This window comes from Sulfitobacter alexandrii, from assembly GCF_001886735.1.
Lineage (GTDB): Bacteria > Pseudomonadota > Alphaproteobacteria > Rhodobacterales > Rhodobacteraceae > Sulfitobacter > Sulfitobacter alexandrii.
This window is the reverse complement of record NZ_CP018076.1, coordinates 3696092-3710917: the sequence shown is the minus strand read 5'-3', so window position 1 is coordinate 3710917 and position 14826 is coordinate 3696092. Positions and strand designations below refer to the sequence as shown.

17 protein-coding genes are annotated in these 14826 nt (G+C 58.6%); 8 read left to right on the top strand and 9 right to left on the bottom strand.

Annotated elements, in window-relative coordinates:
- The first annotated feature begins 41 nt into the window (after positions 1 to 41).
- Genes rph through hemW form a run of 3 tightly spaced genes read left to right on the top strand, consistent with a single transcriptional unit; the run spans position 42 to position 2513 of the window.
- Positions 42 to 755: a ribonuclease PH gene (rph, locus tag BOO69_RS18125; protein WP_071973446.1), complete on the top strand. Its 714-nt coding sequence runs from the start codon at positions 42 to 44 to the stop codon at positions 753 to 755.
- Complete coding sequence (gene rdgB, locus BOO69_RS18120; RefSeq protein WP_071973445.1) at positions 752 to 1363, top strand: RdgB/HAM1 family non-canonical purine NTP pyrophosphatase; 612 nt, start codon at positions 752 to 754, stop codon at positions 1361 to 1363. Before rph ends, rdgB begins: the two co-directional genes overlap by 4 nt.
- Positions 1326 to 2513: a radical SAM family heme chaperone HemW gene (gene hemW, locus BOO69_RS18115; RefSeq protein WP_156874968.1), complete on the top strand. Its 1188-nt coding sequence runs from the start codon at positions 1326 to 1328 to the stop codon at positions 2511 to 2513. The genes rdgB and hemW overlap by 38 nt, the downstream gene beginning before the upstream one ends.
- On the opposite strand, the gene BOO69_RS18110 is transcribed toward hemW, so the two are convergent.
- The 7 genes from BOO69_RS18110 to BOO69_RS18080 form a co-directional block, all read right to left on the bottom strand.
- Positions 2510 to 3409 (bottom strand): ParB/RepB/Spo0J family partition protein, encoded by a 900-nt coding sequence (locus BOO69_RS18110; protein ID WP_071973443.1) that lies wholly within the window; start codon positions 3407 to 3409, stop codon positions 2510 to 2512. The two genes, hemW and BOO69_RS18110, sit on opposite strands and share 4 nt — an antisense overlap.
- Positions 3410 to 3418: 9 nt before the next feature.
- On the bottom strand, positions 3419 to 4219 hold the full coding sequence (locus BOO69_RS18105) for a ParA family protein (protein ID WP_071973442.1): 801 nt from the start codon (positions 4217 to 4219) through the stop codon (positions 3419 to 3421).
- Positions 4212 to 4817, bottom strand: coding sequence for a 16S rRNA (guanine(527)-N(7))-methyltransferase RsmG (gene rsmG, locus BOO69_RS18100; RefSeq protein ID WP_071973441.1), 606 nt, complete (start codon positions 4815 to 4817; stop codon positions 4212 to 4214). The genes BOO69_RS18105 and rsmG overlap by 8 nt, the downstream gene beginning before the upstream one ends.
- A complete protein-coding gene (mnmG, locus tag BOO69_RS18095) occupies positions 4817 to 6679 on the bottom strand; it encodes a tRNA uridine-5-carboxymethylaminomethyl(34) synthesis enzyme MnmG (protein ID WP_071973913.1) in 1863 nt (620 codons plus the stop codon). Before mnmG ends, rsmG begins: the two co-directional genes overlap by 1 nt.
- A 13-nt stretch (positions 6680 to 6692) precedes the next feature.
- Positions 6693 to 7979 (bottom strand): tRNA uridine-5-carboxymethylaminomethyl(34) synthesis GTPase MnmE, encoded by a 1287-nt coding sequence (gene mnmE / locus BOO69_RS18090; RefSeq protein WP_071973440.1) that lies wholly within the window; start codon positions 7977 to 7979, stop codon positions 6693 to 6695.
- A 30-nt stretch (positions 7980 to 8009) separates the two neighbouring features.
- Positions 8010 to 9281, bottom strand: a complete 1272-nt coding sequence (gene rho, locus BOO69_RS18085; protein ID WP_071973439.1) for a transcription termination factor Rho — start codon at positions 9279 to 9281, stop codon at positions 8010 to 8012.
- A gap of 129 nt (positions 9282 to 9410) precedes the next feature.
- Positions 9411 to 9860, bottom strand: coding sequence for a CopD family protein (locus tag BOO69_RS18080; RefSeq protein ID WP_071973438.1), 450 nt, complete (start codon positions 9858 to 9860; stop codon positions 9411 to 9413).
- Positions 9861 to 10265: 405 nt separating this feature from the next.
- On the opposite strand from BOO69_RS18080, the gene BOO69_RS18075 reads away from it, so the two are divergent.
- Genes BOO69_RS18075 through dnaQ form a run of 4 tightly spaced genes read left to right on the top strand, consistent with a single transcriptional unit; the run spans position 10266 to position 12964 of the window.
- Positions 10266 to 10865: a Maf family protein gene (locus BOO69_RS18075; RefSeq protein WP_071973437.1), complete on the top strand. Its 600-nt coding sequence runs from the start codon at positions 10266 to 10268 to the stop codon at positions 10863 to 10865.
- On the top strand, positions 10862 to 11695 hold the full coding sequence (locus tag BOO69_RS18070) for a shikimate dehydrogenase (protein ID WP_071973436.1): 834 nt from the start codon (positions 10862 to 10864) through the stop codon (positions 11693 to 11695). Before BOO69_RS18075 ends, BOO69_RS18070 begins: the two co-directional genes overlap by 4 nt.
- Positions 11692 to 12285: a dephospho-CoA kinase gene (gene coaE / locus BOO69_RS18065; RefSeq protein ID WP_071973435.1), complete on the top strand. Its 594-nt coding sequence runs from the start codon at positions 11692 to 11694 to the stop codon at positions 12283 to 12285. Before BOO69_RS18070 ends, coaE begins: the two co-directional genes overlap by 4 nt.
- On the top strand, positions 12278 to 12964 hold the full coding sequence (gene dnaQ, locus BOO69_RS18060) for a DNA polymerase III subunit epsilon (protein ID WP_071973434.1): 687 nt from the start codon (positions 12278 to 12280) through the stop codon (positions 12962 to 12964). Before coaE ends, dnaQ begins: the two co-directional genes overlap by 8 nt.
- Here the strand turns inward: dnaQ and secB are convergent.
- Complete coding sequence (secB, locus tag BOO69_RS18055; protein WP_071973433.1) at positions 12961 to 13446, bottom strand: protein-export chaperone SecB; 486 nt, start codon at positions 13444 to 13446, stop codon at positions 12961 to 12963. The two genes, dnaQ and secB, sit on opposite strands and share 4 nt — an antisense overlap.
- Positions 13447 to 13515: 69 nt before the next feature.
- The gene (locus tag BOO69_RS18050) at positions 13516 to 14019 is read right to left on the bottom strand and encodes an FxsA family protein (RefSeq protein WP_071973432.1); all 504 of its coding nucleotides are present in this window, start codon (positions 14017 to 14019) and stop codon (positions 13516 to 13518) included.
- Between the two features lie 104 nt (positions 14020 to 14123).
- Here BOO69_RS18050 and BOO69_RS18045 point away from each other — a divergent pair, with 104 nt between their 5' ends.
- On the top strand, positions 14124 to 14783 hold the full coding sequence (locus tag BOO69_RS18045) for a Tim44/TimA family putative adaptor protein (protein WP_071973431.1): 660 nt from the start codon (positions 14124 to 14126) through the stop codon (positions 14781 to 14783).
- Positions 14784 to 14826: the final 43 nt, after the last annotated feature.

Below are 14826 nucleotides of genomic sequence, written 5' to 3'. Positions count from 1 at the left end.
GTCACGGCGCTATGCCCAATGCAGTTCAAAGAGGATGAAACATGCGACCTTCAGGCCGGAAACTCGATCAAATGCGCGACGTCTCTGTTGAGGTCGGTTTTACCAAACATGCGGAAGGGTCCGCGCTGATCAAGGTGGGAGACACCCACGTTCTGTGCACCGCGACCATAGAGGACCGCGTGCCGCCGTTCATCAAGGGCTCGGGCCTTGGCTGGGTCACGGCCGAATACGGGATGCTGCCCCGCGCGACGAACACGCGGATGCGCCGCGAGTCGGCGATGGGCAAGCAGGGCGGTCGCACGGTGGAAATCCAGCGCCTGATCGGCCGTGCCTTGCGTGCAGGGGTTGATCGTGTCGCTCTCGGAGAACGTCAGATCACCATCGACTGCGATGTCCTTCAGGCTGACGGGGGCACGCGTTGCGCCTCCATCACGGGGGGGTGGATCGCGCTTCGGCTTGCCGTCAACAAGCTGATGAAGGCGGGCGATGTGATCTCCGATCCGCTTGTCGATCCTGTCGCTGCGGTAAGCTGTGGTATTTACGCCGGACAGCCCGTGCTGGATCTGGATTATCCCGAGGATTCGGAGGCAGGTGTTGACGGCAACTTCATCATGACCGGGGGCGGCAAGCTGATCGAGGTGCAGATGAGTGCTGAAGGGTCGACCTATTCCCGGGATCAGATGAACCAGCTCATGGATCTGGCCGAAAAAGGCGTCTCCGAACTCGTCGCTGTTCAGAAGTCCGTAACGGCATGACCCGCAAGTTCACCGACGAACGCGTTCTCTTTGCCACCCACAACGCCGGGAAGCTCGAAGAGCTGAGACAACTGTTCGCCCCCTACCGGGTCAGCGTTGTCGGCGCGGCGGAGATGAACCTGCCGGAACCGGAAGAGATCGAAGACACCTTCGTGGGTAACGCGAGGATCAAGGCGCACGCGGCTGCCAAGGCCGCCGGCATCCCTGCGCTTTCCGACGATTCCGGGATAGAGGTCGAGGCGCTCGATAACGCACCCGGCGTTTACACCGCCGATTGGGCCGAGACTCCCCAAGGCCGTGATTTCATGATGGCGATGCAAAAGACTCATGACCTGCTCGAGAAAGCGGGCGCGCCGCATCCCCGCAGTGCCCGCTTTCGGGCCACCATGGTACTGGCATGGCCCGATGGTCATGATGAAGTGTTCGAGGGCAAGGTCAGCGGAACCCTGGTCTGGCCGATCCGCGGAGAGCTCGGGCATGGGTATGATCCGATGTTCCAACCGGACGGGCACGAACAGACCTTTGCCGAAATGACCGCGGATCAAAAAAACGCGATCAGCCACCGCGCGGATGTCTTCGCCAAGCTTATCAAGGGCTGCTTTGACTGAAGATTGGCAAAACGGGGGATTCGGTCTTTATATCCATTGGCCGTTCTGCGAAGCGAAGTGCCCCTATTGCGATTTCAACAGCCACGTAAGCCGCGCGATCGATCATCGTGCCTGGCGCAATGCCTACCTGACGGAATTGGAACGCGCGGCGGCCGAAACAAGGGGTCGCGTCCTGAACGCCGTCTTCTTTGGCGGCGGGACGCCCAGCCTGATGGATCCGGATACGGTTGCCGACATCATTACCGCGATAAAAGGTCATTGGCCCACGGCAAATGACCTGGAAATTACGCTCGAAGCCAATCCGGGGTCGGTGGAGGCTGGCCGGTTCACCGCATTCGGACAAGCGGGTGTGAACCGGGTGTCCATGGGGATACAGGCTTTGAACGACAGGGATTTGCGCCGACTTGGGCGACTTCACACTGTCGAAGAGGCCCTGACCGCTTTTGATATTGCCCGCAATCAGTTCGACCGGGTCAGTTTCGATCTGATCTACGCCCGGCAGGACCAGACGTTGGAAGACTGGCGGAAGGAGCTCAAGCAGGCGCTGTCACTCGCGGTCGATCACCTTTCCCTGTACCAGCTCACGATTGAATCCGGCACTGCCTTCGGCGATCGCTATGCCCGCGGAAAATTGCGTGGCTTGCCCGACGAGGATCTTGGTGCTGATCTCTATGCCTTGACGCAAGACCTGTGTGGCGAGAACGGCATGCCGGCCTACGAGGTATCGAACCACGCCCGTGACGGTGCGCAATCCCGGCACAATCTTATATATTGGCGCTACGGCGATTATGTCGGCATTGGTCCGGGGGCGCATGGACGGCTGACCCTCGCCGGATCGAAATGGGCGACCGAGTGTCACCTTCAGCCCGGCCGGTGGTTGTCGGGCGTTGGTAAAGGAACGTCGGAGAAGCCTCGCGCCCTGCTCACGAATACCGATCAGGCGACCGAATACCTGCTGATGGGTCTTAGGCTAAAGGAAGGAATAGACCTGAAGCGCTATGCGGCGATTGCAGGTGCTCCCGTTGATCCGGGCGCGCTCGACCATCTCATCGATATCGGGATGGTCGAGCACTCAGATGAGAGAATTAACGTTACAGATCAAGGCTTTATCGTTCTGAATTCGGTATTGGAAGCCTTGCTGCCAGATTAATTTCCACCCAGTATCCGGCAGAGTTCGTCCAGTTGGTCAAGAGAATCGTATTTGACGGTCAATTGGCCTGACTCCTGGCCCGGCTTGTGATCTAGCGTGACCTTCATCCCCAACGACGCGGACAGATCCCCCTCAAGCGCCTTGGTATCCGCATCCTTCTCGTCTTTTTGCTGTTTGCTTTGCGTCTTGTCGGGCTGACCGGATGTCTCTTGCAGTGATTTCTTGACCAAGGCTTCGGTCGCCCGAACGGACAGTCCGCCTTTGATCACCGCCTGAGCCAATTTCATCGGGTCAGTGGCGGGGATAAGTGCGCGGGCGTGGCCAGCACTCAATTCGCCGGATCGAACCAGGTCGATCACGCCTTCCGGAAGGCTGAGCAGACGCAGGAGGTTCGCAATATGGCTGCGGCTCTTGCCCAGGGCTTCGGCCATTTTCTCCTGGGTATGCCCGAACTTGTCCATCAGTTGGCGATAGCCGGCCGCCTCTTCGATCGCATTCAGGTCAGCGCGCTGGATATTCTCGATGATGGCAACTTCAAGCACTTCGACATCGGAAAACTCCCGCACGATGACAGGCAATTCATGAAGCTGCGCAAGCTGTGCAGCACGCCAGCGACGTTCACCCGCCACGATCTCGAAACTGTCATCGGAGCGCCGCCGGACGATCAGCGGCTGGATGACGCCTTTCTCCTTGATGGAGGAAGCGAGGTCATCAAGCTCCGATTGGCCGAATCTCTTGCGGGGCTGCTCCGGATTTGGCGAGATTTGCTCGATCGGCACGAAACGCTCCGCCGCGGCGACCCCCTGTGCCGCCTGACGTTCCGTTTCGGTGACGTCTGACATCAATGCGGAAAGACCCCGCCCCAGCCCGCGTTTACGTTCCTGCTTATCCGACATGCGATTCCCTCAGATTGTATTGTTATTGATCAGTTCTTTGGCGAGCGACCGGTAGGCCGACGCACCCTTTGATGTCGTATCATAAGACAAGACCGGCATCGCGAAACTGGGCGCTTCGCTGACCCTGACGTTTCTCGGAATGACGGTCTGAAACACCAGGTCGCCAAGATTGCTGCGCGCATCGCTTTCGACCTGCTGCGAAAGATTGTTCCGGCGGTCATACATTGTCAGCACGACGCCTTCGATCCGCAAATCCTTGTTTCCGCTCTGTCGAACTTCGCGGATGGTCAGCATCAGCTGCGATAACCCTTCCAAGGCAAAAAACTCACTTTGGAGAGGAACCAGCACCGAATGCGCCGCGATCATGGCATTCACAGTCAGCAGGTTCAAAGACGGTGGGCAATCGATCAGGATGTAGTCAAAGGCAAACGCGTCCATCGCGGTCTGCCGAAGGGCATCGTGCAAAAGGAAGCTTCGCTTTTCATTGGAGATCAATTCGATATCCGCGGAGCTGAGGTCTACCGTTGCGGGTACGATGAAAAGCCCATCAATGTCTGTACCTTGAACCACTTCATCCAGATCGACGTCTTCGAGCAAGAGTTCGTACGTGGTATAGTCCCTCTCGTCATTTTCGACGCCAAGTCCGGTGGACGCATTGCCTTGTGGGTCGAGATCGACAAGCAACACGCGCTTGCCAAGCTCGACGAGTGCCGCGGCGAGATTGATCGAAGTGGTCGTCTTGCCGACACCGCCCTTCTGATTGGCAACCGCAATTATCTTCGGGCCTTCAGGCCGGGACAAATCAGACACGCTTGATATCCTTGATGATCAAAATGGCGGCATCCTCGTCAGTCCGGCTATCTACCGGGGAAAGCGAGTACGACCACGCTTCCTGCGCTTTCCTGTGCTCCTCTCGCCAATTCCGACCCTTGGGGAATATTGCCGTGCCAGTTGGCGCGAGGTGGACATCGGCGAATGAGACAAGCGTCGTCAAATCCGCCAGAGCCCTTGCGGACAGCACGTTCGCGTTCAAGGGTGACAGGTTTTCGATGCGCTCTGCCAGGACAGTTGCATCCAGGTCGAGTTCGCGAACCGCTGTCCTCAGGAACGCAGCTTTTCTCAGATCACTTTCGACCAACGTAAACTTTGGTCTGGCGGACCCTTCCTTCGCGAGAATTGCGATGACGACGCCGGGAAACCCTCCGCCGCTCCCCAGATCGGCCCAATGATCAAAGTCAGGAGCAAGATCGAGCAACTGCATGGAATCGCGGATATGGCGATCCCAGATCTCACCCACGGTATTGCGGGAGATCAGATTGATCTTGGCCGTCCACTTCCGTACCAGCTGGGCGAAGGTCTCCAGTCGATCCGATGTTTCACGTGAAACATCTTGATGGTCAAATTGCATTACGCCCTCTTCCGTGCGTCCTGCCGCCGCAGCCGGGACAGCAACAGAAGCAAGGCAGCCGGCGTCATACCTTCTATCCGGGCTGCCTGCGCCAGATTTGCGGGTTTCGCGTTGATCAACTTGGCGGTCAACTCGTTGGATAGGCCATCAAGACCCTCGTAATCGAAATCGGCGGGAATTTTATGCGCCTCATCCTTCTGCAAGGAGTTGATGTCCCGTGCCTGCCGATCCAGATAATTTGCGTAAAGCGCGTCATACTGGACCTGCTGACCGATCGCGGGCGAAAACTCATCAAGTTCCGGGATCAACGGCGTCATGTCGCCAAAATTGACGTCCGGAAACGACAGAAGTTGAAGGCCGGATCGGCGGCCGCCATCTTTGCCCAAGCCGATCCCGACGACGCTCAACTCTTTGGGTGTAAAGGTCCGCTTGGAGAGCAAATCCTTGGCAGCCGTCAATTGGCTCATCTTTTCGTTGAAACGGTCGGCCCGATTATCGGAAACGCAGCCGATTTCGATTGCGAGCGGCGTCAGCCGCTGGTCAGCATTATCCGCGCGGAGCGACAGCCGGAACTCTGCACGGGATGTGAACATCCGATAGGGCTCGGTGACGCCCCGTGTCGTGAGGTCGTCGATCATCACACCAATGTAGCTTTGCGCGCGGCTGAAGAGGATATCTGCGCCACCGCGAGCACGCTGCACCGCGTTCAACCCGGCAACCAGGCCTTGCGCCGCGGCCTCCTCATACCCCGTCGTACCGTTGATTTGGCCTGCGAGAAACAGCCCGGGAACATTCTTCAACTCGAGGGTTGGATCGAGGCTTCGTGGATCGACGTAATCGTATTCGATGGCATAACCGGGCTGAAGGATCTCTACTTCCTCCAAACCCTTAATGGAGCGGACATACAACTCCTGAATGTCTTCAGGCAGAGATGTCGAAATTCCGTTGGGGTAGATCGTATGATCGTCGATCCCTTCTGGTTCTAGAAAGATCTGGTGCGAAACCTTGTCCGCGAACCTTACAACCTTGTCCTCGATCGAGGGACAGTATCTTGGGCCGGTTCCTTCGATCATTCCGCCGTACATCGCCGACCGCGCGAGGTTTGCCCTGATGATGTCGTGCGTCGCGTTGTTCGTGTGGGTGATCCCGCAGGATATCTGGCGTGCGGCCGGACGCTCCGACAAGAAGGAAAACAGAACCGGATCGTCATCCCCGGGCTGCATCTGCAAGCCCGACCAATCGATTGTCCGCCCGTCGAGCCGCGGTGGCGTCCCGGTTTTCAACCGGCCCATTCTAAGGTCGAACTGATCCAACCGGTCGGCCAATTGTACCGACGGCCTGTCGCCCATTCGTCCGCCCGAATAGGATACGTCACCGATGTGAATGAGGCCCCTCAAGAACGTACCTGACGTCAGGACGACGGCCTTCGCCGAAATTTCCTCGCCCGTCGCGAGGACGACGCCGGAAGCGACACCACCTTTCATGAGCAGATCGACGACTTCTCCTTCGATGATCTCAAGGTTTGGTTGAGCGATCGTTTCCCTCAACATTGCTTGGCGATAGAGCTTTCGGTCGGCCTGTGTGCGCGGGCCTTGGACCGCTGGTCCTTTTCGACGATTGAGCAGTCGAAACTGGATCCCGGCCGCGTCCGCCACCCTTCCCATGACACCGTCCATCGCGTCGATCTCGCGGACGAGGTGGCCTTTCCCAAGCCCTCCGATGGCGGGATTGCACGACATGACGCCAATATCCTCGCGCCGCATGGTGACCAGCGCAGTCGCCGCCCCCATACGCGCCGACGCATGGGCCGCTTCTGTCCCGGCATGGCCACCGCCAATGACAACAACCTCAAAATGTTTCACGTGAAACACTCCATCATTTGCCAATGCAAAAGTTCGCAAAAATCTCGTCGAGGAAATTTTCGACATCCACACGCCCGATCAAACCTTCTAGGGCGTGAATCACCAGACGCAATTCCTCTGCAGCGAAATCATAATGCGAAGACCCGCTGAATGCCATGGTTATTGCAGAAATGAGGGATTCCCGCGCATGCACCAATGCGACGCGATGCCTCTCTTGGGTGGCAAGTCCGGCACCCTGCACACGCGTTTCCAAGATACGCTGAATTCTGGAGATGAGCTGCGCAACCCCCTCCCCGGTATGCCCTGAGATCGCATCGGTCTTGTCCGATCTCAGGTCGGCCTTCGGGCGAAGCACGATATCCTCGGGGAACGGCGCCACGATCAGTTCTTCGCCCTCTTCGTTCAGAAAAATACGAAGATCTGCAGCAAGGCTTCTTTCCAAGGCGCGTTGCACGCCAATCCGCTCGACGCTGTCTGCCGTCTCCCGCAGCCCGGCCGTATCCAGAAAGGTCACGGGCAGACCTCCTATATCCATCCGCACCTCGATCACATCACGGGTTGTTCCAGCCACTTCAGAGGTAATCGCAGCATCGCGCCCCGCAAGCGCGTTTAACAGCGTCGACTTACCCGCGTTTGCCGGACCGACGATTGCAACCTCGAACCCGGACCGGATACGCTCAGCCGCGTTCACACCTTCCAGTTCGTTCTCGACACCCTCAAGAACTGTCTGAAGCAATTCCGCAACTTCATCGGACACATCGACAGGGACATCCTCGTCGGCGAAATCGATGGTCACCGTCAAAAGGGATGCAGCACGGATCAGATCACTCCGCCATTCCTCGACCCGTTGCGCGAGCTTTCCGGTCAGACCCCGCATCGCTTGCTTCCGCTGCGCCTCGGTCTCGGCCTCGATCAGGTCACCAAGACCCTCGATCTGAGCAAGATCCATCCGGCCGTTTTCCATGGCCCTGCGGGAAAATTCTCCGGGGTCGGCAAGCCGGCAATTTTCGAATTCACTAAGCCGCCCGAGAACGGCACGAATGACCGCGATGCTCCCGTGGAGGTGAAACTCCACGACATCTTCGCCAGTGAAACTGTGGGGCCCCTCGAAAGCGAGCACGAGCGCCTGGTCCAGCACTTCACCCGCGTCGTCGCGAAGGTATCTCACACCCGATTGGCGGTGTCCGGGCACCGAGCCAGCAAGGGATGCGCCGATCTGGAATGCCGCCGGTCCGGAGACGCGGACCACCGCAACACCAGCCCGGCCCATGACAGTCGCTTGGGCGAAGATTGTCTCCATTCTCTTTAACCAACTGATATATAAAGGAAATCAGGTATTCATCGAGTCAAAGAAGTCGGAATTCGTCTTGGTCTGTTTCAGTTTACCGATCAGGAACTCGATCGCATCCGTTGTACCCATCGGGTTCAGGATCCGCCGCAGAACAAAGGTTTTCTGCAGATCGGTCTTGTCGACCAGCAGGTCTTCCTTGCGGGTGCCCGACTTGAGGATATCGATGGCAGGGAAAACGCGCTTGTCCGCGATCTTGCGGTCGAGCACGATTTCCGAGTTACCCGTACCCTTGAATTCTTCAAAGATCACCTCGTCCATCCGGCTACCGGTGTCGATCAGCGCTGTCGCGATGATGGTAAGGCTGCCGCCCTCCTCGATATTCCGTGCCGCACCGAAGAAGCGTTTCGGCCGTTGCAGCGCGTTCGCATCCACACCGCCGGTCAACACCTTCCCGGAAGAGGGCACAACGGTGTTGAACGCCCGGCCCAGTCGCGTGATCGAATCCAGCAGGATGACGACATCTCGCTTGTGCTCAACAAGCCTTTTGGCCTTCTCGATGACCATGTCAGACACCGCGACGTGACGTGTCGCAGGTTCGTCGAACGTCGACGATACGACTTCACCTTTGACCGACCTCTGCATGTCGGTCACTTCCTCGGGGCGTTCATCAATCAGCAGAACGATCAGATAGCACTCCGGATGATTCTTCTCGATGGAGTTCGCGATATTCTGAAGAAGCACCGTCTTGCCTGTCCGGGGCGGAGCGACGATCAACGACCGCTGGCCCTTGCCGATGGGCGATACCAGGTCGATGATCCTGGCCGACCGGTCCTTGATGGTGGGATCGTCCACTTCCATTGTCAGCCGCTCGTCGGGATAAAGCGGTGTGAGGTTCTCGAAGGCCACCTTGTGCCGCGCTTTCTCGGGCTCCTCGAAATTGATCTTCGTGACCTCGGTCAGGGCAAAGTAGCGTTCGTTGTCGTCCGGCGCCTTGATGAGACCTTCGATGGTGTCCCCGGTCCGCAGGGACCACTGGCGGATCATGTCGGGCGACACATAGATGTCGTCAGGACCGGGAAGATAGTTCGCCTCAGGCGAGCGAAGGAAACCAAAGCCGTCCTGAAGAACTTCGAGCACACCGTCGCCCGAGATTTCCCATCCCTCGTCTGCCCGTTCCCGGAGGATCTGGAACATCATCTCGCCCTTGCGCATGGTGGATGCGTTCTCGATCTCCAGCTCTTCGGCCATGGCCAGCAGGTTCTTGGGCGTCTGTGCCTTGAGGTCGGCGAGGTTCAGTGTGTCGGTTGTCATGTTAAATCCCGTGCAGCATCGACGCCTGTGGCGCAACGGCTGGTCATCGTTGAAATGTCAAAGCTAGGCAATCACCCCGGACGGAGCGTCGCCCTGATATAGGCGCCGGCGCGGGCCAAGTCAATCGGATCAGAACTTCACCACCACGGAGAACACGATCAGGATCATGAGAACCGTCGGTACCTCGTTCATCAGGCGGTACTGGCGCCCGGTCAGTGAATTGCGCCCCTGCCCGAAATCTCGCATCCTCGCCATCAGCCATTCATGAAATCCGGTCATGGCGATTACGCCAGCTGCCTTGGTGTACGGCCATACGGCGCCCCAATCGACGATACCCGGCGTGAAGACCAGAGCGATACCGAAAATCCAGGTCGCGATCATGGCCGGTCGCATGATGACCGTTGCAAGCTTGTATTCCATCAGCGTGAAAATCTCGTGGGTTCCCCCGCTGATGCCTGCCTTCTCTGTATGATGGACAAACAATCTGGGCAGATAGAACAGGGCAGCCATCCATGAGATCACCGAGATGATGTGCAGGCCCTTGATCCAGGGATAGGTGATGGCAAGAAGATCAGACATGTCCAGCTCCGGTTACCCGAGACCTTCTATTAATAATAAAGAAAAGAAGAAAGATGATGTTGTATGTAGGGACGCCGGATCCTGTGGATTAGCAACTTTTACCGGGTTCCTTCCACAATGCGAAGCTGGCCTTCGACCCCTGTGCATAACCTGTCGTCAAGCAGGAAAAACGGGGCTGAAACCACAGCAAAAGCGACCCTGCATCCAAGTTGACATGTGGATATCAGCCGGGACAGTTTTTGCGTAATTCGATTCTTCCCCTGACGAAAGTTTTGCTTGTCCACCCGTGGATCGCGGCGGCATATCTGCCCGAGAAAACGCTGAAATGGGGATGGTTGGAGGGGACTGTTCTTACCGAGGATATTTCCCTAATTTTTCCTAAACGTCCTGCACAGGTTTATCCCCATGTCTTTGCCGATCATCCTCGCCTCAGCGTCTTCGATCCGTACCAAGCTGCTTCAGCAGGTGAATGTCGCTCACAAGGTGGAGGTCGCGCGGATCGACGAAGAAATGATCAAGAACGCGCTCATCGCGGAAGGTGCCCCGCCAAGGGACATCGCGGATGCACTGGCGGAAATGAAAGCACGCCGGATCAGCGAGAAAAACCCGGGCGCGCTCGTCATCGGGTGCGATCAGGTGCTGGATCACCGGGGAACCTTGATGTCAAAGCCGGAGAGCGAAGCGGACGCGATTTCCCAGCTCACGAACCTGCGGGGCGACAGACACGCGCTTCATGCGGCCGCGGTTCTTTATGAAAGCGGTGAACCGGTATGGCGTCATGTCGGCACGGTACGGCTGAGGATGCGCGATCTGTCCGACATCTACCTGCGCGACTACGTCTCCCGGAACTGGAACAGCATCCGTCACGCGGTCGGGTGCTACAAGCTGGAAGAGGAAGGCGCGCGGCTTTTCACCTCGATCGAAGGGGATTACTTTCACGTTCTGGGTATGCCACTTCTGGAGATGCTCAACTACCTTGCCCTGCGCGGAGACCTTGCCACATGACCTTGCCGAAAATTCCGCTGGCGGGAGTGATCGGATCGCCGATCGCACATTCCAAGTCCCCGCAATTGCAGGCGCACTGGCTCAAGACCTACGGGCTGGCCGGATACTATATTCCGATGGATGTCGCCCCCCAGGATCTGGAAACCGTGATACGCACGCTTCCTGCCATGGGTTTCGTCGGGGTGAATGTCACGATTCCGCACAAGGAAGCGGTCATGTCCATTGCTGACCTGGTCACAGACCGGGCCATCCTGATCGGTGCGGCAAACACGCTCATCTTCCGGAAGGACGGCAAGATCCACGCGGACAACACCGACGGCTATGGATTCATAGAGAATCTGAGAAACGGTGCGCCGAACTGGGATCCGCGCTCGGGGCCTGCGGCAGTCCTCGGTGCAGGCGGCGCGGCCCGTGCCGTGATCGCGTCGCTGCTTGACGCGGGCGTGCCCGAGATCCTGCTGTCGAACCGCACAAGAGTTCGATCGGACAAGCTCAAGACCGATTTCGGCAGCCGGATTCGTGTCTATGACTGGGTTCAGGCAGGCAATATGCTGGATCACGCGCATCTGGTGGTAAACACGACATTGCTTGGAATGATCGGCAAAAGCGAGATGCGTGTGCCCCTCGACGGTTTGCAGCCGGGCACCGTGGTGACAGACCTTGTCTATGCGCCACTCAAGACCCGCCTTCTGGAAACGGCGGAGGAGATGGGATGCGTTACCGTGGATGGATTGGGCATGCTGCTTCATCAGGCGGTGCCGGGATTCGAGCGCTGGTTCGGCAAACGGCCCGAAGTTGACCGGGCCACACGTGCGGCGGCGCTGCGCTGATGTTCACGCTGGGTCTCACCGGGTCGATCGGCATGGGCAAGTCGACCACTGCAAGAATGTTCGCGGCAGAAGGCTGCGCCGTCTGGGATGCGGACGCCGCCGTGCACCGCCTGTATGACGTGGGCGGAGCGGCGGTCGCCCCGTTGTCCGCTGTATTTCCCGAAGCGCTCCGCGACGGCGCAATCTCTCGCGAGGTGCTCAAGCAGATCATCGCGCGCGATCCCGGCGCATTGAAGACGATCGAGGGTATCGTGCATCCGCTGGTCGGCCGTGACCGGGCGGATTTCCTCGTGCAGGCCGATGCCGATATCGTCGTGATGGACATCCCCCTGCTTTTCGAAACCGGCGGACAGGCCCGCGTGGACGCGACAGTCTGCGTCTACACGGACGACACCACCCAGCGCGAGCGCGTTCTGGCACGGGGGACGATGACGCCCGAGCAGTTCGAGGCCATCAGGGCCAAGCAGATGCCGGCAGAGGAAAAACGGGCGCTTGCAGATTTCGTGATCGAAACGGACACCATTGAACACGCCCGCCAGCAGGTGCAGGAGGTGGTCAGGACCATCCGGAAGGAGCTGAACAATGCGTGAGATCGTGCTTGATACCGAAACCACCGGGTTCGATCCCGAGACCGGGGACCGTATCGTCGAGATCGGTGCGGTGGAGCTGATGGGTCATGTAGCTACCGGGCGGACCTATCACCAGTACATTAATCCCGAACGCAGCATGCCTGAGGAAGCCTTCCAGGTGCACGGCCTTGGTGACGACTTTCTGCGCGACAAACCCAAGTTCGCCGAAATCGGCCGCGCTTTCCTCGATTTCATCGGTGACGCCAAGCTTGTCATTCACAACGCCGCCTTTGACATCAAGTTTCTCAATGCCGAACTGAAATGGATGAACCTCCCGCAGATTCCGTGGGAACAGGCAATCGACACCCTGGCGATAGCAAAGAAGCGCTTTCCCGGTTCCCCGGCTTCGCTCGATGCCCTGTGCCGACGGTTCAACATCGACAATTCATCGAGAACGCTGCACGGCGCGCTGCTCGACAGCGAAATCCTCGCGGAAGTCTATCTTGAGCTTATCGGGGGCCGGCAGCCCGACTTTGCCTTGTCGGCACAACCTCAACGCACTGCGGATGAACCCCACACGGACTGGGTGCCGAAACCCCGTCCCCGCCCGCTTGATCCACGTCTGTCCGAACGCGAGGCCGCCGCCCACGCCGAATTCATCGGCAAGCTGGGCGACGACGTTCTCTGGCGTCAGATCTAGGCGTCGGCCTTGGGCGGGGTTTCCGCCTGCTGACGGCGCGCGACCTCGTTGCGGTACATCGACATGAAGTCGATGTTTTCCAGGTTCAGCGGCGGGAAACCCCCGTCGCGCGTGATGTCGCTGACAACCCGACGCAGGAACGGGAAGATCATGCGCGGGCACTCGATCAGAAGGAACGGATGGATCTGGTCGTCCGGCACGTTCTCGATGTGGAAGATGCCGACATAATCCAGTTCCAGCACGAAAAGCGTCTGGTCGCCGCCCTTGTTCTTGGACGTGACATTCAGCTTGATCGCCGTTTCGAACTGATGCTCGGTCGGACGTTTCTTGGCATCAAGGTTGACCTGAACCTGCACGTCGGGCTGGACGTCGGTCGGCGCGCCCTTCTGAGCCATGATGTTTTCGAACGACATGTCCCGGATGAACTGGCCCAGTACGCGCATCGACGGCGCGGTCGGTTGTTTCGGTGCCTCTTCGGCCATTTGTTTTTCCTCGCAGATGTTGGTTGCGGTCGGGCTTATCAGGTTGCGCGACAGCGCTCAATGCCTTGGCTAGTGCCGGGTCCATCCCGAGGGCTTGCCTGACTTGCGGTCCGTCTCGTCGATCTCGTGATACTCGCCTTCGATCACATCACTGCCCCGCATGGGACCGTGCCGGGGAGAGTGGCGCGGGTCGGGCCCGGCGCCGGGATGCGAGGAAAAGCTCTGAACTTTGATCCGCGTGCGCAGGAACTCGAACGCGGCCCGCCGCACACCGGGGATCAGCAGGGAGAAACCGACCGCATCGGTGAAGAAACCCGGTGTCAGCAGCAGCGCCCCGGCGAAAAGGATCATGGCCCCATGTGCCAAAGGCTCCGTCGGATCACGCATGTCGGAGAAGGAACTGCGCAACTGGCCCAATGCGATTGCCCCTTGGGACCGGGCGAGCGATGCGCCAAGGATGGCCGTGACCACCACGATCGCCAGTGTCCAGCCCAGGCCGATGGCACCACCGATCTGGATGAAAAGCGTGATCTCGATCAGCGGAATGGCAAGGAATGCGATCAATAGCCACATACGGTAGGGTCCTTATCTGGGAGGCAGAGTGGACTCGCCCCGGTCAAGCACCTACATAAGTGCTCAACCGTCGTGTTTCCATGTTTCACCCGCAAGAGGTTCCAATGAATTCACCCTTGATACAGCTTCTCGTTTTGGCCGGGATTGCCGTATTTCTGATCCTGCGGCTCAGAAACGTGCTGGGGACACGCGAGGGCTTTGAGAAGCCGCCGGTAACCGATCAGTCGCCGCAACGCCGTACCGGGCCCGCACTGGAGGTCATCGAAGGCGGGCCGGATCTCGACATCGCGGACCATCTGCCCGAAGACAGCGATGCCGGCAAGGCGCTGGCACGGATGAAAAGGATCGAACCGTCCTTTGGTGTCAGCGATTTCCTCAGCGGGGCGCGCGGCGCTTACGAGATGATCGTCATGGGATACGAGAAGGGTGAACTGGCCCAGATCCAGCCGTTCCTGAGCGAGGAAATCTACGAGAGTTTCGTCGACGGCGTTGCCGCCCGCGAAGACCAGGGCCTGACCATCGAGGCGCATTTCATCGGCGTTCGCGAAACCGAACTGGTCGACGCGAAACTTGACGAGGACACCAACGAAGCCGAACTTACGATCCGGTTCGTCGCCGAACTTACCTCCGCTGTCCGCGACTCCGCAGGCGACATCGTCGAAGGTAGCACCAAGGAAATCAAGCGGCAGAAAGACACTTGGGTCTTTGCGCGCATCATGGGCTCGGATGATCCGAATTGGATGCTCGTTTCCACAGACGGCTGATCCATGCGGTTCTGGTTTCGGCATGGGCGGGGGTCGCGGCGGT